Here is a 23065-nt window from a genome sequence, read left to right as displayed (position 1 = left end):
CTTATGGGGGAGATGGCCGGCAGGCCAGAGGGGGGCGCTGTCCCGCCAGCCTCTCAGTCAACCTATCCGCCATCCTCGCGGGCTTTCGGATGGGCGAATGCAGGAAGGCCGCGATCCTTCGCGCCCCCCTCTGCCCTGCCGGGCATCTCCCCCACAAGGGGGGAGATTGGCTGCTTCAGCGTCGCCCTATCCTTGACCCACCCGCCACCCACGCTATGTTCGCGCCATGCCAGAACCAGCCCTCGCGCCCCTCATCGTCATCGATCTCCAGACCGGCATGTTCGACGGTCGCTTCGAGCCGCCTATCCATGATGCCGACGGCATGGTTGCCCGCGCCCGCGCGCTGATCGACTGGGCGAGGCGGAGCGGGCGCAAGGTGGCCTTTGTCAGGCATGATGGGCCGACGGGCGATCCGCTGGCGCCGGGCGAGCCGGGCTGGCCGGTGTGGCCGGCGCTCGGCCAGGCCGGGGATGAGCCGACTTTCGCGAAGAGTGTTCGCAATGCTTTCAGCAACTCAGGCCTTGGCGAATGGGTGGCCGGGCAAGGCGCCGGCGAGGTCGTGCTTGCCGGCGCGCAGACCGATTTTTGCATTGCCGCGACGGTGGAGGGTGCCTTTGCCGAAGGGCTCGGCGTCACCGTGGTTTCCGACGCCCACTCGACAATGGACACGCCCGGCGAGACCGCCGCCGAGATCATCGCCCGCCACAACGCGGCCTTCACGGAGGCCGGCGTCACGCTGGTTACGACGAAGGCGCTGACGGGGAACTGAGCTCCCCTTCTCCCCTTGTGGGAGAAGGTGTCGCCGAAGGCGACGGATGAGGGGTGTTCCAGGGAACGCCAGCGTCTCACTCCGCTGGAACACCCCTCATCCGTCTCGGCGCCCTCGCGCCGATCCACCTTCTCCCACAAGGGGAGAAGGGATAACGCAACCATGGAGGCCACCTTGCCACACCTGACCTTGCCGGCCGAAGGCGGATGCCGTTGCGGGCGCGTGCGGCTGAAGATTTCCGCGCCGCCCTTGCTCACCATGGCCTGCCATTGCACGGGCTGCCAGTCGATGTCGGCCAGCGCCTATTCGCTGAGCGCCGCCATTCCGAGCGACGGGTTCGAAGTCATTGAGGGCGAACCGGTGATCGGCGGCCTGCACGGCGCCTCGCGGCATTTCTTCTGCCCGCATTGCATGAGCTGGATGTTCACGCGGCCGGAGGGGCTCGACTGGTTCGTCAACCTGCGCCCGACCATGCTCGACGATCCAGGCTGGTTCACGCCCTTCGTCGAGACCTGGACCAGCGAGAGGCTGCCCTGGGCGACGACGCCGGCCGTGCACAGCTATGCGGCGCTGCCGGCGATGGAGGAGTATGAGGCGCTGACGGCCGAGTTTGCCCAGAACTTTGTGAGAGGCGGCTCCGCCGGCTGATCGCTTTTTGGTCGCGCCGGTGCCGACGGAGCAGGGGTGGTTGCCACCACATATTGCCTGATGGGGGCGCGGGCCTGCCGTGGTCGACGCGGCTGCGGGGGCGCATGTTGGGGTGTGCTCTGAGCTCGCGCCGACCAGGGCGGCTCGTACCGCCGCAAAATCAGCATCGCACATCGCTGGTTCGCCGAAACTTCCGCGAAAGCGGAATATGCGGGCGCTAAAGAACGGATTCGGCGCAAACACTTTCTCGCCTTTCCCGCATTGACCTCCTTCGAACGAGCGGCGACGACTGGCGCTTCAACCGATGGACGGCGCCCTTGACCGAGCAGACGATTTTCCTGAACGCAAAACTGGCCGATGGCGCGCTGGTCGATCTCATCGTCACCGACGGGCGCTTCAGCGCCATCACCCCGGCAGCCGAGCGGACGCAAGCAACCGCCGCCGCCACCATCGACCTCGGTGGGCAGCTCGTCGTGCCCGGTTTCGTCGAGGGCCATATCCATCTCGACACCTCCTTTTACGGCGACGCCTGGCGTCCGCACATCCCGTGCACCGACGGTTTCGACGTGCGCGAGCGCGTCGCGTTCCAGGCACAAAACCTCGCCGCCGCCGCGCCGATGGCGGAACGCGCGAAAAGCCAGCTCGAGCTCTGCATCGGCAATGGCAGCCTTGCCATGCGCAGCCATGTCATGGTCGATGGCTCGGTCGGCCTGAAGCACCTCGAAACAATCCTTGCCGTGCGCTCGGCCTATCACGACCTGATCGACATCCAGCTCGTCGCCTTCCCGCAAAGCGGTATTTTGTCTTCGCCCGGCACGCCGGAACTGCTCGACGAGGCGCTCAGGCTGGGCTGCGACCTGATCGGCGGGCTCGACCCAGCTAGCTTCGATCGCGACGTATCGGGCCATCTCGACGTGGTATTCGGCCTCGCGCAAAAGCACGGCGTCGGCGTCGATATCCATCTGCACGATGGCGGCAGCCTCGGTCTGTTTCAGATCGAGGAGATCGCACATCGGACAAAGGCACTCGGCATGGCCGGCCACGTCGCGGTCAGCCACGCCTATGCGCTGGGCGACATTCCCGCCGATGCGCTCAACAAGGCCGGCGCGATGCTCGCTACCTCAGGTGTTTCGATCATGACCAACGCCCCGGGCAACCACGCCTTTCCGCCGGTCGCGGCGCTGCGGCAGGCCGGGGTCACCGTCTTCAGCGGTTCCGACAACATCCGCGATTCCTGGTGGCCCTATGGCGATGGCGACATGCTCTCGCGCGCCAATTTGATCGGCTACCGCTCCGGCTTTTACGAGGACCGCGAACTTGCAGCGGCCTTCGACGTGGTGACCTATGCCGGCGCAAAAGCGCTGCGGCTTGAAGGCTATGGCATCGCGGTCGGCGCCGCCGCCGACTTTGTCGCCATGCCGGCCGAGCATGTCCCCGAGGCTGTGGTCGCCGTGCCGGGAGCGCGCACCGTATATCGCCGGGGCAGGGCTGTCGCGAAGGATGGGAAGATGGCGCGGTGATGAGGGGCGGCTAATATATCGTTCGCCAAGTTTTGTTCGAAAGCGTACACTGAGCAGATCGCCAGCCACATTCATGGGCGCTGACGCCGGGCGCACGCGGCCGGGAGATGACATGCGCTCTTGCCCCTTTTCGGGAGAGTGCGATGGACCAGACGGTCAGCAGGGATAAAAGCGACCTTTTGCGCCGCATGAACCCAGACGACTTTGCGCTGCTCGCGCCTCATTTGCACAATCGTTTCCTCGACCTCAGGGATCCGCTCGAAACGGCAGGCGAGCCGATCAGCTCGGTTTGCTTCCTCGAAAGCGGCATCGCCTCGGTGGTGGCCAGGAACCGGCCGGGCCTCGACACAGAGGTCGGCATCATCGGTCGCGAAGGCATGTCCGGGTCCGCGCTGGTGATGGGCGCCGACTGGGCACCTCACGATTGCTACATCCAGATGACGAGCGAGGCGGTCTGCATGGATGCGGCACCCTTCAACGCCGCGCTCCAAAGCAGCCAGACGCTTCGCCCCTTCCTGCTGCGCTATGTCCACTATCTGCATATCCAGACCAGATCCACTGCGTTGAGCAATGCCCGTGCGAAGCTGGAGGATCGGCTGGCCAGATGGCTGCTGATGTGTGATGACCGGGTGGCCGGCGAGCAAATCCTGATCACCCACGAACTCCTGTCGGTCATGCTTGGGGTCAGGCGTCCCGGCGTCACGGTCGGTCTTCAGATTTTGGAAGGGCGCGGCCTCATCAAGTCTCGACGCGGCGCGATCACCATTCGCGACAGGGACGGTCTGGTCAGCATCGCCGACGGCTTCTACGGCCAGGCCGAGGCCGACTATGACCGGCTGCTTGGCTAGCACCTTCAGCGGCGTGGACCGGAAATGGCCGACGCGAATGCCGGTGAGGCCAGGTGGATGTATCCGCCTTTGACTGCGACATCCTGCGAACCGCTTTCATCAAATCGGTCATGGAAGGCAATGTCCCGGAAGCCCGGTGGCGCACGCTCGCCGCGTCCCTCATCCGCGACTTGACCGGCCACGAAGACATCGACCCCGACATGCTGGACTGGCTCACGCGCAAATAGCGCCGCTGGTTTTTGCCACGCTGACCTTTCGGTTTGGAAAAGGCCGTGGCCAACACGCCTGGCGACGGCAGGCCAGCGCCGCCGCACCTACCCCAACCCAAGCGGCCTGCCGTCTTCGGCAGATACGCTGCGGCAAAACAATAAGTTGCAAAGAAAATTGCGAGCCGCCGGGTGGATAGACAAAGGGCCTGACACCGGGGGGTAGTGTGGTGCCAGGCCCTTGCCGTCGGGTTCGACAGCAAGAATGCGCATGTGCCGGCTGGTGTCGCAAGGCGGACCATGGTCCGCACCAAAGGTCGCCTGTGATCGCGGACTTGAGGCTATCGCTCCGGGCTTCTACGAGGGCCGGGCTGCGAGCTTCGGCGTGGTGACTTGTGCCGACGCGAAAGCGGCGCCAGGACTTTCGTGGAGACATTTGCGCGTTGCAGCCTTCGCTCTCCACGACTGGCCTGTTGCTACTTTGCAACTGCGTTCGATCACAATTTCGAGAGGTAAAACTTTTGGTTGAAGCGGCTGATTTGCCGAGCGATATCAACCTTAGTCGATTCACGCGGAGGGCTTCATGAAACTGGTATTGCTCTGTTCGGTTGCATTTCTGGCAGCCACTTCTCCAATTCTGGCCGCGGACCTTGTCCAGCCCGTCGCCGCCATGCCTTTTTCGTGGACCGGCTTCTACGTTGGCGCTCAAGCGGGCGGCGGGTGGAATGACAGCCGTTGGTCGGGTACCACCTTCATTCCCTTCAATACAAATGGGTCCGGCGGTATTTTCGGCGGCCAGATAGGCTACAACTACCAGATCAACCAGTTCGTCATCGGCATTGAAGGCGACCTTGCAGGCTCGACTGTGAAGGGCGACAACCAATGTTCCAATGTTACCGGCACGGTCTGCGAAACCAAGCAGGACTATCTGGGCTCGGTGCGCGGGCGTCTCGGTTATGCTGTCGATCGGTTCCTGGTCTATGGCGATGGCGGTGTTGCCTTCACCAACTACAAATTTGCGGAAGTCGACAGCTTTCAGCAATCGTTTGGAGGCGGGTCTCGGGTTGGCTGGACCGCCGGCCTGGGCGTCGAATACGCCTTCACCGACCATTGGACCGCGGGCGTCGAATGGAACTACTATGATTTTGGCACCAAGTCTGGCGAAAGCGACGTGAATACGGGCTTCTTCGTAGACAATCGCGACACAGAAAATGTCGTCGTCGGAAAGATCAACTACAAATTCTGAGGCGCTGGGCAGCAAGCCGTACCGACGGGCCATTTCGATGTGGTCCTGACGCGGAAGCACGGCGCTGTTGCCATAGCTGACTTCTTGCGGCAACCCAATGCCGTTAATGTGAACCACGATGCCCATGAACGGCCCGGTTCGGCCCGCAGGAGAGATGTGCGAGGACATCAATCCACACGGCGCTCTGGGGCAAGCCTCGCCCCCGACATCATGACGTGCCGGGATCAGGGAGCTTGTCTCATGACTCAGGCCGCAAAGGATGTTCCGCTTCGTTGCCGCTGCGGCCGCGTCAGCGGCGTCGCCAAGGACGTTGCACCGCGCACCGGCTTCCGCTTCACCTCTACTGCCGGGACTGCCAGGCCTTCGCGCGCTTCCTCGAGCGGCCGGACATGCTCGACGTCGCCGGCGGCACGGACATCTTCCAGATGCTGGCTGGCCGTGTGACGCTTGCCGCGGGCAAGGACGCCGTGCGCTGCCTGCAATTCTCCGGCAAGGTGCTGCGCTGGTACACCTCTTGTTGCCGGACCCCGATCGGCAACTCGGCCGGCCCGCGCTTCCCGGTGGTCGCCATCACTCATTCCTTCATGTGCCACGACGCCGCGCCCCGCGACACGGTGCTCGGCGCGCCGCTTTGCCGGATCCATGAACTCTCCGCCGTCGGCCCGCTGCCACCCAACGCGCCGCCGCCACCGACGTTCAGCCTCTTTGCGCGGCGCGTCTCAAAACTTCTCTTCTGGTGGCTGCGGGGCCTCGGCCGGCCGAATCCGCTCTTCGACCAGCACACGAACGCCCCGCTTTCCCTGCCGCGCGTCATCGCGCCGGCCGAGCGCGATGCACTGGCCGGTGTGCCGATGCCCGCTCGCTTGGAGTCTTGATCCGCCACTTGCTGACAAATGATCTGGCTGGCTCGGTCTTTGGAGCCGGGAAGGTGAATCAGCGCATCAGCCAATAAGGCTAAGTGGCGGATATCGCAGGCCGCATGCTTGGCGGTGTCGCACATCCCTCCAAATTAATTTGCATACAAATGTTTCGGATTGGCACGGTTTCGTGAAGCACTTCACCGTTCCCGCGTAATCGATCGGATACAGAAGCATCGCAAAACCGGCGCGGCGTGAGAGGGCAGCACTGCTTTTTCCACCGCTACGATATGGAGGATGTCGATGTTCAAAACCCTTGGCCGAATTGCAGCTGCTCTCAAGCGAGCCGGCAAGCGCAACGAGACGATGCGCGCATTGGATAATCTGCCGCCGGAAACCCAGAAGGACATCGGCTGGTCGAAGTCCCCTTCTGACGAAATCCGGCTGCCGTTTTAACGGGCCGAGCCGGACGCCTTGCTCTGTCGAACGCATCCGGCCGGCGGCGTCCGGTCGCCTCTCGCCCAACCACCACCGCAGCGCCGCGATCACGGATCAGCGCTACCTGGCTTCGTCCGATGTCCATACGGGCTTGAAAGACACCGTCTTCAGGCCCGCGTTTCGGACCCGATCGACGAACACGTCGTTGACGAACACGGACGACGCGCGCATCGGCAGCTTGAAGATCTCGGCGTTGCCGATGCGATGCGCGTGGAACACGTAGCGTTCGATTGCGAGGATGCCGCCGTCTTCGAAAGTGACGATCTGCGACCGCTCCTTGTCCAGCGCGTCGATCACATTGGTGACGTTGAAGAGCCAGACCGGATCGCCGCTAAGCGGCAGCAACTGGCCATAGGGCTGCAATGATGCCGCCAGCGCATCGACGGCGGGCTTGCGCAGCAGCGGTGCGTGTTCGCCAAGCCAGGGGAAGTCCGAATAGAGGTAGACGCGGTCGTCCTCGGCGATGCGCTGCATGACCGGCGGATCCCATGTGTCGAGAACCCTTCCATCCAGGCCGAAGAAGAACTCGAAGTAACTGTCATCAACCGGCAGGACCCACTCCTGATCCTCCAGGACCGCGAACTCGTAGAGGCTGATCGGCATCGGTCGGTATCCTTGCGTCAGGGGTAACGCTCTCCACCTTTTTCTGTTGATCGCGCCAAAAAAACAACGCTAATTGATGCCTGCGAGGGGCCATGCTGACAGTTGATGAAGTGGGAGCGATCCCGTTGTTCTCGGGTCTGCCGGCGGCCGAGCTGGAGCGCCTGGCGCGGATGGCCGCCGACCTTCATCTCAGCCCCGGAGAGTTCGCGGTCCACGAGGGCGGCGAGGCAGCGCTCTTTGCGGTTCTCGCCGGCAAGATCGAAGTCGTAAAAACCTTCGACGGCGTCGAGCGGACGCTCGGCTGGCGGTTGCCGGGAACGATCTTCGGCGAGGTGCCGATCGCGCTTGGCTCGGGTTTTCCGGGCGGCTATCGCGCCGCCGAGCCGTCCCGCGTCATGCGCATCGAGGTCCAGCAATACTATTCCATCGCGGCGGTTTCGAAGGACGTCGCCCAGAAGGTCAGCGCGCTGGCCCGCGAGCGCATGGGTGGGCTGCAGAGCGTCACCGCCGAACCGCAGAAGCCGCGCGTCACCCTGGTCGGCCACCGTTGGGACACGGCCTGCGGCGACCTGCGCCGGTTTCTCGCCCGCAACCAGATCTCGTTCACCTGGCTGCTGCCCGACACGTCGGATGCCGAGGCTTTCTGGTCCGCCCAGGGCAGGCCGGCTCGGGATGGTCCCGTCGCCCTCCTGACGGACGGCGAGATCGTCGAAAGACCCGCCGTGCGCGATCTTGCCATTCGTCTGGGGTTGCAGACGCGCCCGCGCGGCGCCGAGTACGATGTCGCGATCGTCGGCGGCGGGCCGGCCGGTCTTGCCGCGGCGGTCTATGGCGCCTCCGAGGGCCTGCGCACCATCGTCGTCGAGCGCGAGGCGCCCGGCGGGCAGGCCGGCACGTCGTCGCGCATCGAGAACTATCTCGGCTTTCCGAGCGGCATTTCCGGCGACGAGCTCGCCAGCCGCGCGCTGCAGCAGGCAAAGCGGCTCGGCGCCGAAATCCTGGTCACCCGCTCGGTCGCCGGCATCGATCCGGCGACGCATGAGGTGGTGCTCGACGGCACCGATGTCGTGCGCGCCCGCAGCCTCATCCTGGCCACCGGCGTCGCCTGGCGCCGCCTCGCCATCGACGGGTTCGACCGGCTGATCGGCAAGGGCGTCTATTATGGTGCCGCGCGCAGCGAGGCGAGCAGCACGCATGGGCAGGATGTCTACCTGATCGGCGCCGGCAATTCGGCCGGCCAGGCGGCGATGCATTTTTCCGGCCATGCGCGCAGCGTCACACTGCTCGTGCGCGGCCCGTCGCTTGCCGACAGCATGTCCCACTATCTGATCGAGCAGCTCAGGGCGAAATCGAACGTAAAGGTCCAGCTTCGCTCCGAAGTCCAGGCCGTGCACGGCGAGACGCACCTGACGGCGATCGACATTCTCGACAAGACAAGCAACGAGGTAAGCCGGCACGAATGCGGCGGGCTGTTCGTGTTCATCGGCGCCAACGCCGAGACCGAGTGGCTGCCGGCCGAGGTCGCGCGCGATGCGCGCGGCTATGTGTTGACCGGCGACGACGTGAAGAAGGCCGGGCTCTGGTCGCATGGCCGCGACCCCTATCTGCTCGAGACCAGTGCGCCCGGAATCTTCGCCTGCGGCGATGTGCGGCTGAGCCCGGTCAAGCGGGTCGCGTCAGCAGTCGGCGAGGGCAGCATGGCCATCGCCTTCGTCCACCAGTATCTGGCCAATGAGGGCAAGGCCCAGCGCATTTGATGGCCGGACCGCCTGCTTGACAGGCCGGCCCCATTGCCTCAGCCTTTGGGCCAAGCAGGGGAACGCGCGATGAAGAAAGAATACTCGAAGCCCATACTGGTCAGAAAAGGCCGGCTCTCGGCCCAGACCGCTCAGCAGGCCGGTTCGCAGGCACCGGATTAACACCGGCGCAACCGCCTAGAGCGGTTCAACGTTTCACGGAAACGCAGAACCGCTCTATCTCTTTGTTTTCACGCAATTCCGGACGGAAAACCGCTGCGCACTTTTCCTGGAATTGCTCTAAGATCGTCATCTGATACGCAAGGACGGAACTGACGCCGGCCAGCCTAGCTGGCGCGCCAACCGCGGTATATTTCGGGACCCGGCAGCACGGGCACCGTTCGATCGAGCCGTGCTGCCTTCAGGCCGGTCAGCCGGCAGGCTTGTAAGAGCCGGCAGCCTTTTTGGCGGCGGCGAGCACCCCCTTCATGTCGAGTTCTTCGAGGATGACGAGGTCGCTCACCGAACCGCTTGCCCGTACAGCAAGGGCCATGCCCATCCCGGCTGTCTGGTCAGGCACCTCGCCATTGACGACGACGTCGTAAGCGCCGCGCGTAAACATCAAACTGGTCATCTTGCCGCCAACGCTTTCGAACGTTGCCTTGATTGCGGCTTCCCGGTCTGATCCCTGCATCAGTCCCTTGGCGGCGTGGGGTTCATAGTTTGCCAATATGGTAACCTTCATGGCTGTCTCCTCCAAATATCGTTGCCTCGTGCTGCTCAAACGTTTGAGCAGCACGGAGGTGCTTGTCTTTTCACTGACATTTTGACGTGGCCTGTGGACCGCCAGGGCAGCCATGGCCAACGGCAGTTCATGACCGGAGCTAAGCTGCGGTCTGCCGCAATATGCGCCTATTCTAATATGACGACAATCCCGGCTAGCGCACTAACCCAGCCACCACCAGAGCGCCGCGATGACCGCCACCACGCCGGCGATCGACAGCCCCAGCATGATGTAGGCGCCCTTGATGATATCGCCGATGACCTTCTTGAGGCTGGCGCGGTCGTTGAGGTTGGGGAAAGGCTCGTTCGGGTGCGCCACGCCGAGGAAGTCGCAGAGCGGCGCCCAGCCGTCGGTCACCTTGAACACCAGCAGCTTTTCCGGCGGCACCGCCGCCTTCACCTCCTCGGTGTAGGCGTTGTAGCGCGCGACCGCCTTGGCACGGTCGTCCATCACGCCGGCCAAGGTGCGGCCCCACACCAGCTTGCTCGACATGTCGCCGAATTTTCGGCCGAACGGCGTCAGCCATTCCAGGATCTTGAACTGCCAGACATTCTCGGTGAAGTAGATCGTGTCGATCGTGCTCTCGTACCAGGCTTCGGCGCCGCGCGGATGCAGCGTCAACAGCACCTTGGCGTCGGGATAGGCGGCCAGCAATTCCTGCCAGACGCAGCAGCCGGGATTGTCGACGGTGGCCGTGTACTTGGCGAACACCTGGTTCCAGTCATGCTGGCTGCCGGGCGGGCTGTTCGCCACCTTGCGCCAGAAGTCGAGATGGCCCTTGTTGGCCTTGTTGAGGATGACTTCCTGCATGTGATAGCTCGGAAAGCCGAGCCTGTTCAGCGCGGCGAAGGTCGACCACGTGCCGGTGCGGCCGAATCCGGCCCCGATGAGCTTGAGCGTCATTCCCCATCCCCATTTTTCTGGACCGCTGTTCTTTTTATGCGGATCCATCCGAAACGAGGTTGCATCGACCCCAGCAAGCGCGCAACAAATTTCCATGCGCAACCAATAAAACGTGAATTTTTGCTTTGGGTCACGCAGAAGGACCTTCTGGCTATTCCAGCGGGCGGGGGAGCCTGATAATAGGTCAGCCAGATTGACCTAATTGCCCGAGCTGATCCTGGTCACGCTCGAAGAAAATCCACGGGGAGGTGGGCTGTGACATTGATGGACCTCTTGGCGTCGCGCTCGTCGCGCATGAAGGCCTCGGAAATCCGCGAGCTGCTGAAACTGCTCGACCAGCCCGACATCATCTCCTTCGCCGGCGGCATCCCAGACCCGGCGCTGTTTCCGACCGAAGCCATATCCGATGCCTATGCTTCGGTGCTCGGCGGCGCCGAGGCGGGGTCGGCACTGCAGTATCAGGTCAGCGAAGGCTATCTCCCGCTGAGAAGATGGCTGGCCGGTCAGATGGGCAAGCTCGGCGTCGCCTGCGACGAGCACAACATCTTCATCACCTCGGGCTCGCAGCAGGCGCTGGATTATCTCGGCAAGCTGTTCCTCTCGCCCGGCGACACGGCTTTGGTCACCTGGCCGACCTATCTCGGCGCGCTGCAGGCTTTTAACGCCTATGAGCCGCGTTACGACCGGCTGACGCCGGACGGCGGCAACATGACGCCAGCGGCCTATCACGCGGCCGCTGCTGCCGCCGGCGGCAAGGTGAAGTTTGCCTATCTGGTGCCGGATTTCGCCAACCCGACCGGCGAGACGCTGAGCTTCAGGCAGCGCGAGGCGGTGCTCGATCTCGCCGGCGAGCTCGACATCGCCGTCATCGAGGACGCCGCCTATCGCGCGCTGCGCTATGATGGCGAGGGCGTGGCGCCGATCCTGGCGATCGACTGCGCGCGTTCCGGCAGCATCGAAAACGCTCGCACGCTCTATTGCGGCTCGTTCTCGAAAATCCTGTCGCCGGGCATGCGCGTCGGCTGGGTCTGCGCGCCGCGCCGCGTCGTGGAGCGCCTGGTGCTGATGAAGCAGGCCTCCGACCTGCATAGCCCCTCGATCAACCAGGTGGCCATGCACCGCGCCGCCGAAGCCGTCTTCGACCGCCAGGTGGAGAAGCTCATCGGCGCCTACCGGGAACGCCGCGACGGCCTGCTTGGCGCGCTCGAGGCCAACATGCCCGAAGGCGTGACCTGGAGCCGGCCGGATGGCGGCATGTTCGTCTGGGTGACGCTGCCCGAAGGCACCGACGCCACCGCATTGCTCACCCGCTCGGTCAAGGAGGCGCGCGTCGCCTTCGTGCCGGGCAACGCCTTCTTCGCCGACGGTTCGGGCCGCAACACGCTGCGGCTGAGCTTCACGCTTGCTGACAAGCGTGCGGTGGAAGAGGGCATACCGAGGCTGGCGGCGCTGCTGAAGGGGTAGGGGCTCGGCGATCCTTCCCTTCTCCCCTTGTGGGAGAAGGTGGCCTCGCGAAGCGAGGTCGGATGAGGGGTGCTGGACGGATCTCGACATAGGCGACGTAAGCGATTTGAATCCTTCGATTTTTTGCACCTCATTTCTTCCAACACCCCTCATCCGTCTCGGCGCTGCGCGCCGATCCACCTTCTCCCACAGGGGGAGAAGGGGAGCGCTGCACCATCCCCTCTTGAGCCCTCCGCCGGGAGGTGACAGGTTGGCGCGCCATGGCCGCCGCGTCGACATCGCCCCGCATCATCCTGCTGATCGGCAGCGCGCCCGATGTGGTGCGTTGCGAGGCCTGGCCGAAGGCGGCCTTCAGCCGGATCGTCGCCATCAACAATGCCTGGCGCGTGCGCGCCGACTGGGATTTCCTCGTTCATGCCGGCGATTTTCCGCCGGACCGGCTGCCGCCGCCGCAGATGCTGCGCCAGGCGCAGATCTTCAGCGCAGCAGACTACGTGCCGGCGCAAAACAGTTTTGGCGGCTTCGTCTATGCCGGCGGTACCATGGCGATGACGGCGGCCTACTGGGCCATCCACAGCCAGAAGCCGGACGTGCTCGCCTTCCTTGGCTGCGACATGATCTACGACCAGCCGGAAAAGACGCATTTCTACGGCATCGGCCGTGCCGATCCGCTGCGCGACGACCCGACGCTGCAGAGCCTCGAGGCCAAATCCGCCCGCCTGCTCATCCACGCGCTGAGGCGCGGCACGTTCTGCGTCAACCTGTCGGACCTGCCGCACAGCCGGCTGCTCCTGCCGAGGCTTTCCTTCGATGAGCACAGGCATTTGTCGCCCCAGCGGCTCGCCGACATGAAGGCGGGCGTGCTCGCGGGCATCCAGTCCCAGGCGGTGGAAGAGGCCGAGCGCATCGAAGGCGAGCTCGGCTATTTCTACGAGGACGGCATGTACTGGAACCATCTCGACGAGATCGACGGCAGGTTTCTCGCGGACATCGACAAGCTGTGGATGGCGGCGGTCGGGGAGGTAGCGACTTGGCCGGCCGAGGAATGCACCGCCGCTGAGTAGAGACGCTCTGTGGCGATCCGTCGCCATCCCGTCACGCAAAGTTGCGCGTCGCCGGGCGGCCGTTTTGGCTAAACTCTGCGGCAATCCAGCCAGAAGGATAGGAATGCCATGACCGCGCGCTTTGGTCTCATCGCCCTTGTTGTTGTTGGCTTCGCCAACCAGGCGTCAGCCTTCGAGATCGCCAGCCCATCTGTATCGGACGGCAAATGGGACCAGAAATATCTCGGGGACCGCGCCGGCAGCTGCACCGGACAAAGCGTTTCGATTGCCTTGAACTGGAAGGACCCGCCGACCGGCGCCAAGAGCTATGCGCTTACCATGTTCGATCCCGACGGCGCAGGCGGCAAGGGCTTTTGGCACTGGCTGGCCTGGAACATCCCGGCGAGTGCCAACGGGTTGCCTGAAGGGGCTGGCTCGGAAGGCGGCAAGGGCCTGCCCAAGGGCACTGTGCTCGGCAAGGGCGGTGGCGGCCGTGCCGGCTATTTCGGCCCATGCCCGCCGTCCGGCAGCGGCACGCATCACTATGTCTTCACTCTCTATGCCATCAAGGCGGACAAGCTCAACGCCAAGGCGAACGCTTCCCCCGCCAGCATAGCGGCCGCCGCCAAGGCGCAGTCGCTCGGCACAGCGACGGTGACTTATACTTACGGGAAGTAGGGAGCCAATCTCCCCCTCGAGGGGGAGATTGGGAGCTTGGGCGCCTGGCCTTACTCCGCCGCGAGCTTGTCCTGCGTCTTGGTCTCGAAATCGCTGGCGTCGTGGCGTTCGTGCAGCTGCATGGCCGGGTCGCCGAAGGCGCGGTTGACCATGCGCCCGCGCTTCACCGCCGGCCGGGCGTCGATGGCGTCGGCCCAGCGCTGCACGTGCTTGTATTCCTGCACGGCCAGGAACTCGCCGGAATCATTGTACATCCGGCCCTTGGCGAGCCCGCCATACCAGGGCCACACCGCCATGTCGGCGATCGTGTAGTCGGGGCCGCCAAGATATTCGCTTTCCGCCAGCCGCCGGTCGAGCACGTCCATCTGCCGCTTGGTCTCCATGGCGAACCGGTCGATGGCATATTCGATCTTTTCCGGCGCATAGGCGTAGAAATGACCGAAGCCGCCCCCGAGATAGGGCGCGGAACCCATCTGCCAGAACAGCCAGGACAGCGCCTCGGTGCGCGCCGCCCGCTCGGTCGGCAGGAATTCACCGAACTTTTCGGCGAGATAGACCAGGATCGATCCGGATTCGAACACCCGGATCGGCTTCGGTTCGCTGTAGTCCATCAGCGCTGGGATCTTGGAGTTGGGATTGACCCCGACAAAGCCGCTACCGAACTGGTCGCCATCGTTGATGCGGATCAGCCAGGCGTCGTATTCGGCGCCCTTGTGGCCACGCGCCAGAAGCTCCTCCAGCATGATCGTCACCTTGACGCCGTTCGGCGTCCCCAGCGAATAAAGCTGCAGCGGATGCTTGCCGACCGGCAATTCCTTGTCATGCGTCGGGCCGGCGATCGGCCGGTTGATGCTGGCGAAGGTGCCGCCATTCGCCTTGTTCCAGGTCCATATTTTCGGCGGTGTGTATTGGTTCATCGGGGGAGGCCTTGTGGTTTTCGACGGGGGGTCTTGGGAGGGTCAGCTTGCGCGAGGTTGGATGGGGCGGGTTTGGTTTATTCCGGTATAGATAGCGAAGGCTGCGGAAAGTTCAACTTGTGTTGAACTACTATCGATGATGTCGGCGCCGACTCCCTTCTCCTGTGCGGGAAGGAGGCCGCCAGCCCTTGCACCCCACTCAATCCGCCATACCTATGGAAAAGACCCGACCTAGCCAGGATGAACGGATGAACATCGATACCATTTCTCGCTCCGTCGTGGCCGTCCGCGCCACGATCCCGGACGACGCCTTCACTGCCGATGCGCTGGGCACCCGCCGCGAAGGCAGCGGCGTCGTCATCCGCGACGACGGGCTGGTGCTCACCATCGGCTATCTGATCACCGAGGCCGAGGAGGTCTGGCTGACCGACCAGGACGGCCGCGTCGTCCCCGCCCATGCGCTCGCCTACGACCAGGAATCCGGCTTTGGCCTGGTGCAGGCGCTGTCGCCGCTCGGCCTGCCGGCGGTGGCGCTCGGCGATGCCCACAGGGCCAAGCCCGGTGACGCCGTGGTGCTCGCCGACGGCATCGGCCAGCAGGTCCATGCGCATATCGTCACCAAGCAGGAATTCGCCGGCTATTGGGAATATCTGCTGGACGAGGCGATCTTCATTGCGCCGGCCCACCCGTCCTGGGGCGGGGCGGCACTGTTCGACGAGGATGGCAGGCTGCTTGGCGTCGGATCGCTGCGCCTGCAGATGAGCCGCGCCGGCGAGGTCGCCGATATCAACATGATCGTGCCGATCGACCTCCTGCCGCCGATCCTCGACGACCTCTTGACGCGCGGCCAGGTCGCCAAGCCGCCGCGCCCATGGCTCGGCGCCTTCTCGGCCGAGAGTAACGGCGTGGTCATGGTGATGAGCGTCGCCGAAGGCGGCCCCGCCGCCAAGGCCGGCCTGCGCCAGGGCGACATCATCTCGGACGTGCGCGACGGCGAGGTCGACGGCCTCGCCGACTTTTACCGCAAGCTGTGGGAAAGTCCGGCCGGCGCCGAGATCCCGCTCAGGGTGGTGCGCGACGGCCGTGAAACCTGGCTGCGGGTGAAATCGGCGGATCGCAACAGCTTTTTGAAGAAGCCGCATCTGCAGTAACACAACCGATCTCCCCCCTCGTGGGGGAGATGCCCGGCAGGGCAGAGGGGGGCGCGAAGGATCGCGGCCTGTGGCTGCTCCTCACCGAGAATCACGAGGGGGCAACTCGCCGACAGGCTGGCGGGACAGCGCCCCCCTCTGGCCTGCCGGCCATCTCCCCCACGAGGGGGGAGATTGGCAGCTTCGGCGCGGCGCTCCGCCATCACTCTCCACAAGCCGAAAACCCCGTGCCCGCGTTCCACTCGGCGAACGGGATGACCGCGCCCTCGACCGACACTTTCTTGCGCACCGTCTTGCCGTCAGGCTGCTGCTTGCTGCTTTTGCCCTTGCCGGTCAGCACATTGTAGTCGCAGCTGCTTTTGGAATTTTCCTTCAGGGCATCGTCATGGTCGTAGGCAAATCCGGCGACGATGAAGGCGCCTTCGCGCCAGGCGACGGTCAGCGTCTTGTTGGTGCGCTCGCTGCCTTGCGGCATCGCCGGCAGATAGAATTTTATCGAGCCGTTGGGCAGCGCGGTCAGCTCCGGCTCGGTGTCGGAGTTCTCGTAGCCCGGCCGGTCGTAGCCGTTCCATTCGCCGTAGACCTGCTCGCGCACCACGCCCGCCGGCTTGAGATAATTGTGCTCCTTATCCCCAAGGAAGAAATGCACGTCCATCGGGTCGCTGGGCTGGGTCTCGACGATCATCACCAGGTCGGTGGCGCCGTCGCGGTTGAAGTCGCCGGTGGCGGCGGTGATGATCTTCTGGCTTTCGATCGGTTCGGCCATGGTCGAGGTCGACAGCAACAACGCAAGCCCGAACAATATGGATCGCACGGCATTCCCCCGAATTGCAGTCTGCCTTGCCCGGCTTCGACCAACGGGGATGCAGCGCGCTTTGCGAACTTTCACGCCTGGAAACTGGCATGGGCGTCGGCTGCGGCGCAAGCCACTCCCGCAAGGTTTGCTACGAGGTTCCGCTGCTGCTTTATTCGAGGATGAGGAGGAAGGACGCTAATGCTCGCAAAAGGAAAATCCGCCTGATGGCGCCGGTCAAGGTCGACCACGACAAGGTCAGGGAATTCCGGGATCCGGAGAGCTTCTACGCCTGGCTCGGCCAGCATCACGCCACGGAGACCGAAGTCTGGATCAAGGTCCACAAGGTGGGTTCCGGCCTGCCGTCGATTACACCCAAGCAGGCCATCGACATCGTGCTGTGCTTTGGCTGGATCGACGCCGTACGCAAGAGCCTCGACGACATGAGTTACCTGCAGCGCTACACGCCGCGCGGCAAAAAGAGCATCTGGAGCCAGATCAATGTCGACAATGTCGCCCGCCTGATAGCGGAGGGCCGCATGACCGAGCATGGGTTGAAAGAGGTCGAGGCGGCCAGGGCCGACGGCCGTTGGGGCCGTGCCTATGCCAGCGGCAAGGACATGAAAATCCCCGACGACCTGCAGGCCGCCATCGATGCCGAGCCCAAGGCGAAAGAAATGCTGGCCAAGCTCAGCGCGCAGAACCGCTTCGCGCTCGCCTTCCGCACCCACAACATGAAGACCGAAGCCGGCCGCAGGAAGAAGATCGAGACCTTTGTCGAGATGCTGAAGCGCGGCGAGACGATCTATCCGCAGGGCAAGAAATAATCGCGGGCGGCTCGACCGAGAGCGCCCGCAACGGGAATGAGGCGCTACCGGCCGAGATCAAGCGCCGCCGTCAGGTCTCCCATCGGCGGCTGGTCGAAGCAAAGCTTCTTTCACAACGGCTACTTCCATTCGCTGCGCGACGCCGTCGCCTTCTACGCCACGCGCGACACCGATCCCGGCCGCTGGTACCCCAAGAATGCCGACGGCACCGTCCGCCAGAATGACGACCTGCCCAAGCCGGCGCTGACCGATGCCGAGATCGACGACATCGTCGCCTTCCTGCAGACGCTGACCGACGCCGACCAGCAGGCCGGCGCGCCGCCGGTGCAGTGAGCGGCCGGGATTATCACCGGCGTCGACGCTCGAGGGCCGGCAGGCCAGCGAGCAGCTTCACGCAGTCGTGACCGGCCGGCCGGGGTGACGCGCGGCATGCTACGAAAATAGCATTCTCGCACCTTGGGGTGGATGCTAGGGTCGCGGCCCGTGCACCCAAGGCACGCAGCGGCCCGCAAGACGGAGGCATACTGAGCGGGACGCCGGCCGTATTCTCAGCAAATCGGACGACACTGTTGAACCATCGTGACGCTGCCGCGTTTCCTGCGGTTGGCCACAAGGGAGGAAACCACCTGTGAAAGCATCCTATCTCGTCTCGGTCGCGTTGCTTGCGGCGACCGCCATGCCTGCAGCCGCGGGCGAAATCTCCGACGGCAAGGTCAAGATCGGCATCCTCAACGACCAGTCCGGCGTCTATGCCGATTTCGGCGGCAAGTGGTCGGTCGAGGCCGCCAAGATGGCGGTCGAGGATTTTGGCGGCAAGGTCCAGGGCGCGCCGATCGAAATCATCAGCGCCGATCACCAGAACAAGCCCGACATCGCCTCCAACATAGCGCGCCAGTGGTACGACACCGAGCAGGTCGATGCCATCATGGAACTGACCACGTCCTCGGTGGCGCTCGCCGTCCAGGGGCTTTCCAAGGAAAAGAAGAAGATCGACATCGTGACCGGCGCCGCTTCGACCGATCTTACCGGCAAGCAGTGCTCGCCCTATGGTTTCCACTGGGCCTACGACACCCATTCGCAAGCCGTCGGCACCGGCGGAGCGCTGGTGCAGCAAGGCGGCGACAGCTGGTATTTCATCACCGTCGACTACGCCTTCGGCTATTCGCTCGAGGGGCAGACCGCCAAGCTGGTTGAAGCCAGCGGCGGCAAAGTGCAGGGCGAGGTGCGTTATCCGCTGGGCTCCACCGACTATTCGTCCTTCCTGCTGCAGGCGCAGTCCTCCGGCGCCAAGGTCATCGGGCTCGCCAATGCAGGCCTCGACACCTCCAACTCGATCAAGCAGGCGGCCGAGTTCGGCATCGTCGCAGGCGGCCAGCGGCTGGCGGCGCTGCTGTTCACGCTGGCCGAAGTGCACGGGCTCGGCCTGCAGGCGGCGCAGGGCGTCGTGCTCACCGAAGGCTATTACTGGGACCGTGATGACAAGAGCCGCGATTTCGCCGACCGCTTCTTCAAGCGCACCAACCGGATGCCCAACATGATCCAGGCCGGCACCTATTCGGCGGTGACGCAGTATCTCAAGGCCATCGACAAGGCCGGCACCGACGAGACCGAAGCGGTGGCCAAGCAATTGCATGAGATGCCGGTCAACGACGTCTTCACCGCCAACGGCAAGGTGCAGGCCGACGGCTCCATGGTGCACGACATGTATCTCTACCAGGTCAAGAAGCCGGAAGAGAGCAAGAAGGACTGGGACTACTACACCTATCTTGCGACCATTCCGGGCGACAAGGCCTTCATGAAGGCCGAGGAAAGCGGCTGCCCGCTCGTCACCAAGTGACGAGCGCAACCGCCGCGACCGTCCGGCCGGACGGTGATCAGGATGTGCCGCGGGTGGTGCTTTCCGCCCGCGGCCTTCGGCGCGACTTCGCCGGCTTCGTCGCGGTCAACAATGTCGATCTCGACGTTCATCACGGCAAGATCCACGCGCTTATCGGGCCGAACGGCGCCGGCAAGACCACGATCTTCAATCTGTTGACCAAATTCCTGCAGCCGACCAGCGGCAGGATCGAGCTGCTCGGCACCGACATCAGCCGGACCTCGCCGGCAAGGGTTGCGCGCATGGGCCTGGTCCGGTCGTTCCAGATATCGGCGATCTTTCCGCATCTGAGCGTCCTCGACAATGTGCGCGTCGCGCTGCAGCGGCCGAGCGGGCTGGGCTTCCAGTTCTGGCGCTCGCTGTCAGCACTCGATGAACTGACGCCACGGGCACGCGAACTTCTCGGCATCGTCGGCCTCGATGACGCTGCGAACCGGCTCGCCGGCGATCTGTCCTATGGCAGGAAGCGCGTGCTCGAAATCGCCACCACGCTGGCGCTCGATCCGAAAGTGCTGCTGCTCGACGAGCCGATGGCCGGCATGGGGCACGAGGATGTCGGCACGATCTCGCAAATCATCCGTTCGCTGGCTCGCGACCGGGCCGTGCTGATGGTCGAGCACAATCTGACCGTCGTCGCCGATCTTTGCGACTGGATCACCGTCATGCAGCGCGGGCAGGTGCTCGCCGCCGGCGACTACGCGACCGTAAGCCAGGACGAGCGCGTCAGGATCGCCTATATGGGGACGGAGCATGAGTGAGCCGCTGCTTGCCGTGCGCGATCTTCACGCCTGGTACGGCGAAGGCCATGCGCTGCATGGCGTGAACCTCGATGTCTCTCGCGGCGAGACCGTGACCTTGCTTGGCCGCAACGGCGTCGGCAAGACCACCACGCTGCGTGCCATCATGGGGCTGGTCCGCAAGCGCACCGGCAGCGTCACTTTCAACGGCACGGACCTGATCGGCCTGCCGCTGCACCGCGTCGCCCGTCAGGGCATCGGCTTCGTTCCCGAGGAGCGCGGCATCTTCGCCACGCTGACGGTCGACGAGAACCTGATCCTGCCGCCGGTGGTGGCCAAGGGCGGCATGAGCGTCGACGAGATCTTCGAGCTCTTCCCCAACCTCAAGGAACGCCGCAACAGTCCGGGCACAAGGCTCTCCGGCGGTGAACAGCAGATGCTGGCGATTGCCCGCATCCTCAGGACAGGCGTGCAGATGCTGCTGCTCGACGAACCGACCGAAGGCCTGGCGCCGGTCATCGTCCAGCGCATCGGCGAATTGCTGGCGACCTTGAAGAAGCGCGGCATGACGATCCTGCTCGTCGAGCAGAATTTCCGCTTCGCCGCCCGCATCGCCGACCGCTTCTATTTGATGGAGCACGGCAAGGTGCTGGAGGGGTTCCCGGTCGGCGAACTCGCCGCGCACACTGAACTGCTGCACGAAGTGCTGGGAGTATGATGGCGCCATGACGATGATCTTCGGCATCCCCATCCAGGCCTTGCTCGGGCAGTTGCTGGTCGGGCTGATCAACGGCTCCTTCTACGCCATGCTGAGCCTCGGACTGGCCGTCATCTTCGGCCTGCTGCGCATCATCAATTTCGCCCATGGCGCGCTCTACATGCTCGGCGCCTTCATCGGCTACTTGCTGCTCGTCCATGTCGGCATCGGCTACTGGCCGGCGCTCGTCCTGGTGCCGGTCGCCGTCGGCCTGTTCGGCATGGCGGTCGAGCGCGCGGCGCTGTCGCGGCTCTATCGGATAGATCCGCTCTACGGCCTGCTCTTCACCTTCGGCATGGCGCTGGTCATCGAAGGCGTGTTTCGGTTCAATTACGGCGTGTCGGGAAATCCCTATGCCGTGCCGGCGCTGCTTGCCGGCGGCACCAATCTCGGCTTCATGTTCCTGCCCAACTATCGCGGCTGGGTGGTGCTGGCCTCGCTTGTCGTCTGCATCGGCACCTGGCTGCTGATCGAGAAGACCAGGCTCGGCTCCTATCTGCGGGCCGCGACCGAGAACCCCGAGCTGGTCCAGGCCTTCGGCGTCAACGTGCCGCTGCTTCTGACGCTCACCTACGGGCTGGGCGCCGCCCTTGCGGGACTTGCCGGCATCCTGGCCGCACCCGTCTACCAGGTCAGCCCGCTGATGGGGTCGGATCTCATCATCGTCGTCTTCGCCGTCGTCGTGATCGGCGGCATGGGCTCGATCCTCGGCGCCATCGTCACCGGCTACATGCTCGGCCTTGCCGAGGGCCTGACCAAGGTATTCTATCCCGAGGCGTCGAACCTCGTTGTCTTCGTCATCATGGCGATCGTGCTTCTGCTGCGGCCGGCCGGCCTGTTCGGAAGGGATGCCTGATATGAGCGAACTGACCCTTCAGGAAAGACGCACCGCTGCCTCCGTGCGGCTGGAATGGGCCCTGGTGGCGCTTGGCATAGCGGCGCTGATTGCCGCGCCGTTCTTCATCTACCCGATCTTCGTCATGAAGATGCTGTGCTTCGCGCTGTTTGCCTGCGCCTTCAACCTGCTGCTCGGTTACACGGGGCTGCTGTCCTTCGGCCACGCCACCTTCTTCGGCGGTGCCGCCTATTTCTGCGCCTATGCCGTCAAGGCCTGGGGCTGGCCGCCCGAGGCAGGCATCCTGCTCGGCATGGGCGGCGCAGCACTGCTCGGGCTGGTGATGGGCTTCCTCGCCATCCGCCGGCAAGGCATCTATTTCGCCATGATCACGCTGGCGCTGGCGCAGATGTTCTATTTCTTCTGCGTCCAGGCACCCTTCACCGAAGGCGAGGACGGCATCCAGGGCGTGCCGCGCGGCACTCTGTTCGGCATCGTCGACCTGAACGTCACGATGAACATGTACTATGTCGTGCTCGCCATCTTCCTGATTGGCGTGTTCGCCATCTGGCGCATCGTCAATTCGCCCTTCGGCATGATCCTGCGCTCGATCCGCGAGAACGAGAACCGCGCCATCTCGCTCGGCTATTCGGTCGGCCGCTACAAGCTCGCCGCCTTCGTCATGTCGGCGGCACTTGCCGGGCTTGCCGGTGCTACCAAGGCAATCGTCTTCCAGTTCGCCACGCTCACCGACGTGACCTGGCAGATGTCGGGCGAGGTGATCCTGATGAACCTGCTCGGCGGCATCGGCACCATGGTCGGGCCGGTCGTCGGCGCCGGCCTCGTCGTCGGCCTGGAAAACACCTTGGCCACTTCGGGCTTCCCGGTGACCATCGCCACCGGCCTGATCTTCATGGTCTGCGTGCTCGTCTTCCGCCGCGGCATCGTCGGCGAAATCTACGCGCGCTGGCTGGCTCCGGCGGCAGCCGGCAGAGACCGCTGACCGATCCCGAGATCGACGACATCGTCACCGAGATGGGTGGAAAGCGGAACGGCAGATTTCGGGGAAGCAGCTCAGGAAAGCAGACGTGCAGTTCGCTCGCTTCTATGTCTGTCATGGGCCGAGAGAGGACTGGCAGCTTCAAGACTCGAATCGTCAGAAGCGGACATTCAGCTTCTTGGGGGCATCGACGTGATTTACCCGAAGCCGACATCGCCCCTGGCTCTTCCCGCATTGCTCTCGATCGCGCAATTGCACCTTGCGCGCCTATCCCGATTGTCGGATCAGAATTGAAGCCAGTTGCTAGTCGGGCAATCCTGCCAAGCGCATGCATTCGATGAGGTCGTCAGCCATCTTGGGGTCAACAAA

24 protein-coding genes and 1 pseudogene are annotated in these 23065 nt (G+C 64.1%); 20 read left to right on the top strand and 5 right to left on the bottom strand.

What is annotated here, in order from left to right; genetic code table 11:
* The first annotated feature begins 226 nt into the window (after positions 1-226).
* The 8 genes from AC04SI_RS25900 (at position 227) to AC04SI_RS25865 (ending at position 6550) form a co-directional block, all read left to right on the top strand.
* Entirely contained in the window at positions 227-769 is a 543-nt protein-coding gene (locus tag AC04SI_RS25900) for a cysteine hydrolase family protein (protein ID WP_404281275.1), read from the top strand.
* A 162-nt stretch (positions 770-931) separates the two neighbouring features.
* Positions 932-1417 carry a GFA family protein gene (locus tag AC04SI_RS25895; protein WP_404281274.1) on the top strand — a complete coding sequence of 162 codons (486 nt, stop codon included), beginning with the start codon at positions 932-934 and terminating at the stop codon, positions 1415-1417.
* A gap of 317 nt (positions 1418-1734) precedes the next feature.
* Entirely contained in the window at positions 1735-2937 is a 1203-nt protein-coding gene (locus AC04SI_RS25890) for an amidohydrolase family protein (RefSeq protein WP_404281273.1), read from the top strand.
* Positions 2938-3080: 143 nt separating this feature from the next.
* The gene (locus tag AC04SI_RS25885; protein ID WP_404281272.1) at positions 3081-3785 is read left to right on the top strand and encodes a Crp/Fnr family transcriptional regulator; all 705 of its coding nucleotides are present in this window, start codon (positions 3081-3083) and stop codon (positions 3783-3785) included.
* Between the two features lie 53 nt (positions 3786-3838).
* The gene (locus tag AC04SI_RS25880; protein WP_404281271.1) at positions 3839-4012 is read left to right on the top strand and encodes a hypothetical protein; all 174 of its coding nucleotides are present in this window, start codon (positions 3839-3841) and stop codon (positions 4010-4012) included.
* Positions 4013-4574: 562 nt separating this feature from the next.
* Positions 4575-5237, top strand: coding sequence for an outer membrane protein (locus AC04SI_RS25875; RefSeq protein WP_404281270.1), 663 nt, complete (start codon positions 4575-4577; stop codon positions 5235-5237).
* A 215-nt stretch (positions 5238-5452) separates the two neighbouring features.
* Positions 5453-6112 (top strand): DUF6151 family protein, encoded by a 660-nt coding sequence (locus tag AC04SI_RS25870; protein WP_404281269.1) that lies wholly within the window; start codon positions 5453-5455, stop codon positions 6110-6112.
* Positions 6113-6397: 285 nt separating this feature from the next.
* Positions 6398-6550 (top strand): DUF1127 domain-containing protein, encoded by a 153-nt coding sequence (locus AC04SI_RS25865; RefSeq protein WP_404281268.1) that lies wholly within the window; start codon positions 6398-6400, stop codon positions 6548-6550.
* A gap of 102 nt (positions 6551-6652) precedes the next feature.
* Here AC04SI_RS25865 and AC04SI_RS25860 read toward each other — a convergent pair whose 3' ends face one another.
* Complete coding sequence (locus AC04SI_RS25860; RefSeq protein WP_404281267.1) at positions 6653-7195, bottom strand: imm11 family protein; 543 nt, start codon at positions 7193-7195, stop codon at positions 6653-6655.
* Positions 7196-7287: 92 nt separating this feature from the next.
* On the opposite strand from AC04SI_RS25860, the gene AC04SI_RS25855 reads away from it, so the two are divergent.
* Entirely contained in the window at positions 7288-8952 is a 1665-nt protein-coding gene (locus AC04SI_RS25855; protein ID WP_404281266.1) for an FAD-dependent oxidoreductase, read from the top strand.
* Positions 8953-9361: 409 nt separating this feature from the next.
* Here the strand turns inward: AC04SI_RS25855 and AC04SI_RS25850 are convergent, their stop codons facing one another.
* Both AC04SI_RS25850 and AC04SI_RS25845 read right to left on the bottom strand, forming a co-directional pair.
* A complete protein-coding gene (locus tag AC04SI_RS25850) occupies positions 9362-9676 on the bottom strand; it encodes a GYD domain-containing protein (RefSeq protein ID WP_404281265.1) in 315 nt (104 codons plus the stop codon).
* 201 nt (positions 9677-9877) lie between these two features.
* The gene (locus AC04SI_RS25845) at positions 9878-10618 is read right to left on the bottom strand and encodes a sulfotransferase family protein (RefSeq protein WP_404281264.1); all 741 of its coding nucleotides are present in this window, start codon (positions 10616-10618) and stop codon (positions 9878-9880) included.
* A gap of 264 nt (positions 10619-10882) precedes the next feature.
* Between AC04SI_RS25845 and AC04SI_RS25840 the strand changes: the two genes are divergently transcribed.
* The 3 genes from AC04SI_RS25840 (at position 10883) to AC04SI_RS25830 (ending at position 13803) form a co-directional block, all read left to right on the top strand.
* Positions 10883-12082: an aminotransferase-like domain-containing protein gene (locus AC04SI_RS25840; RefSeq protein ID WP_404281378.1), complete on the top strand. Its 1200-nt coding sequence runs from the start codon at positions 10883-10885 to the stop codon at positions 12080-12082.
* Between the two features lie 260 nt (positions 12083-12342).
* A complete protein-coding gene (locus tag AC04SI_RS25835) occupies positions 12343-13146 on the top strand; it encodes a hypothetical protein (protein WP_488475147.1) in 804 nt (267 codons plus the stop codon).
* A gap of 108 nt (positions 13147-13254) precedes the next feature.
* The gene (locus AC04SI_RS25830) at positions 13255-13803 is read left to right on the top strand and encodes a YbhB/YbcL family Raf kinase inhibitor-like protein (protein WP_404281262.1); all 549 of its coding nucleotides are present in this window, start codon (positions 13255-13257) and stop codon (positions 13801-13803) included.
* A 50-nt stretch (positions 13804-13853) separates the two neighbouring features.
* Here the strand turns inward: AC04SI_RS25830 and yghU are convergent, their stop codons facing one another.
* Positions 13854-14720, bottom strand: a complete 867-nt coding sequence (gene yghU, locus AC04SI_RS25825; protein ID WP_404281261.1) for a glutathione-dependent disulfide-bond oxidoreductase — start codon at positions 14718-14720, stop codon at positions 13854-13856.
* Positions 14721-14968: 248 nt separating this feature from the next.
* On the opposite strand from yghU, the gene AC04SI_RS25820 reads away from it, so the two are divergent.
* Positions 14969-15871 (top strand): S1C family serine protease, encoded by a 903-nt coding sequence (locus tag AC04SI_RS25820; protein WP_404281260.1) that lies wholly within the window; start codon positions 14969-14971, stop codon positions 15869-15871.
* 202 nt (positions 15872-16073) lie between these two features.
* Here the strand turns inward: AC04SI_RS25820 and AC04SI_RS25815 are convergent, their stop codons facing one another.
* Positions 16074-16685: a hypothetical protein gene (locus AC04SI_RS25815; RefSeq protein WP_404281259.1), complete on the bottom strand. Its 612-nt coding sequence runs from the start codon at positions 16683-16685 to the stop codon at positions 16074-16076.
* A gap of 206 nt (positions 16686-16891) precedes the next feature.
* On the opposite strand from AC04SI_RS25815, the gene AC04SI_RS25810 reads away from it, so the two are divergent.
* The 7 genes and pseudogenes from AC04SI_RS25810 to AC04SI_RS25780 all read left to right on the top strand — a co-directional run bounded on the left by AC04SI_RS25810 (position 16892) and on the right by AC04SI_RS25780 (position 22699).
* On the top strand, positions 16892-17491 hold the full coding sequence (locus AC04SI_RS25810; RefSeq protein ID WP_404281258.1) for a YdeI/OmpD-associated family protein: 600 nt from the start codon (positions 16892-16894) through the stop codon (positions 17489-17491).
* Between the two features lie 96 nt (positions 17492-17587).
* A pseudogene (locus AC04SI_RS25805) lies at positions 17588-17824 on the top strand (cytochrome-c peroxidase); the annotation flags it as partial.
* Between the two features lie 295 nt (positions 17825-18119).
* Positions 18120-19328: an ABC transporter substrate-binding protein gene (locus AC04SI_RS25800; protein WP_488475146.1), complete on the top strand. Its 1209-nt coding sequence runs from the start codon at positions 18120-18122 to the stop codon at positions 19326-19328.
* The gene (locus tag AC04SI_RS25795) at positions 19325-20125 is read left to right on the top strand and encodes an ABC transporter ATP-binding protein (RefSeq protein WP_404281256.1); all 801 of its coding nucleotides are present in this window, start codon (positions 19325-19327) and stop codon (positions 20123-20125) included. Before AC04SI_RS25800 ends, AC04SI_RS25795 begins: the two co-directional genes overlap by 4 nt.
* Positions 20118-20822, top strand: coding sequence for an ABC transporter ATP-binding protein (locus AC04SI_RS25790; protein WP_404281255.1), 705 nt, complete (start codon positions 20118-20120; stop codon positions 20820-20822). Before AC04SI_RS25795 ends, AC04SI_RS25790 begins: the two co-directional genes overlap by 8 nt.
* Positions 20823-20829: 7 nt before the next feature.
* Positions 20830-21717 (top strand): branched-chain amino acid ABC transporter permease, encoded by an 888-nt coding sequence (locus AC04SI_RS25785; RefSeq protein ID WP_404281254.1) that lies wholly within the window; start codon positions 20830-20832, stop codon positions 21715-21717.
* Between the two features lies 1 nt (position 21718).
* A complete protein-coding gene (locus AC04SI_RS25780) occupies positions 21719-22699 on the top strand; it encodes a branched-chain amino acid ABC transporter permease (protein WP_404281253.1) in 981 nt (326 codons plus the stop codon).
* The last annotated feature ends 366 nt before the right edge of the window (positions 22700-23065 follow it).

Source organism: Mesorhizobium sp. CNPSo 4689 (assembly GCF_057784325.1).
This window is presented reverse-complemented; position numbering and strand designations above follow the sequence as displayed.

Coding starts and splice junctions, on each gene's coding strand:
- AC04SI_RS25820 (WP_404281260.1), top strand. CDS start 14,969: ATGAACATCGATACCATTTCTCGCTCCGTCGTGGCCGTCCGCGCCACG.
- AC04SI_RS25785 (WP_404281254.1), top strand. CDS start 20,830: ATGACGATGATCTTCGGCATCCCCATCCAGGCCTTGCTCGGGCAGTTG.
- AC04SI_RS25840 (WP_404281378.1), top strand. CDS start 10,883: ATGGACCTCTTGGCGTCGCGCTCGTCGCGCATGAAGGCCTCGGAAATC.
- AC04SI_RS25845 (WP_404281264.1), bottom strand. CDS start 10,618: ATGACGCTCAAGCTCATCGGGGCCGGATTCGGCCGCACCGGCACGTGG.
- AC04SI_RS25900 (WP_404281275.1), top strand. CDS start 227: ATGCCAGAACCAGCCCTCGCGCCCCTCATCGTCATCGATCTCCAGACC.
- AC04SI_RS25830 (WP_404281262.1), top strand. CDS start 13,255: ATGACCGCGCGCTTTGGTCTCATCGCCCTTGTTGTTGTTGGCTTCGCC.
- AC04SI_RS25895 (WP_404281274.1), top strand. CDS start 932: ATGGAGGCCACCTTGCCACACCTGACCTTGCCGGCCGAAGGCGGATGC.
- AC04SI_RS25810 (WP_404281258.1), top strand. CDS start 16,892: ATGGCGCCGGTCAAGGTCGACCACGACAAGGTCAGGGAATTCCGGGAT.
- AC04SI_RS25885 (WP_404281272.1), top strand. CDS start 3,081: ATGGACCAGACGGTCAGCAGGGATAAAAGCGACCTTTTGCGCCGCATG.
- AC04SI_RS25875 (WP_404281270.1), top strand. CDS start 4,575: ATGAAACTGGTATTGCTCTGTTCGGTTGCATTTCTGGCAGCCACTTCT.
- AC04SI_RS25780 (WP_404281253.1), top strand. CDS start 21,719: ATGAGCGAACTGACCCTTCAGGAAAGACGCACCGCTGCCTCCGTGCGG.
- AC04SI_RS25865 (WP_404281268.1), top strand. CDS start 6,398: ATGTTCAAAACCCTTGGCCGAATTGCAGCTGCTCTCAAGCGAGCCGGC.
- AC04SI_RS25835 (WP_488475147.1), top strand. CDS start 12,343: ATGGCCGCCGCGTCGACATCGCCCCGCATCATCCTGCTGATCGGCAGC.
- AC04SI_RS25790 (WP_404281255.1), top strand. CDS start 20,118: ATGAGTGAGCCGCTGCTTGCCGTGCGCGATCTTCACGCCTGGTACGGC.
- yghU (WP_404281261.1), bottom strand. CDS start 14,720: ATGAACCAATACACACCGCCGAAAATATGGACCTGGAACAAGGCGAAT.
- AC04SI_RS25850 (WP_404281265.1), bottom strand. CDS start 9,676: ATGAAGGTTACCATATTGGCAAACTATGAACCCCACGCCGCCAAGGGA.
- AC04SI_RS25860 (WP_404281267.1), bottom strand. CDS start 7,195: ATGCCGATCAGCCTCTACGAGTTCGCGGTCCTGGAGGATCAGGAGTGG.
- AC04SI_RS25855 (WP_404281266.1), top strand. CDS start 7,288: ATGCTGACAGTTGATGAAGTGGGAGCGATCCCGTTGTTCTCGGGTCTG.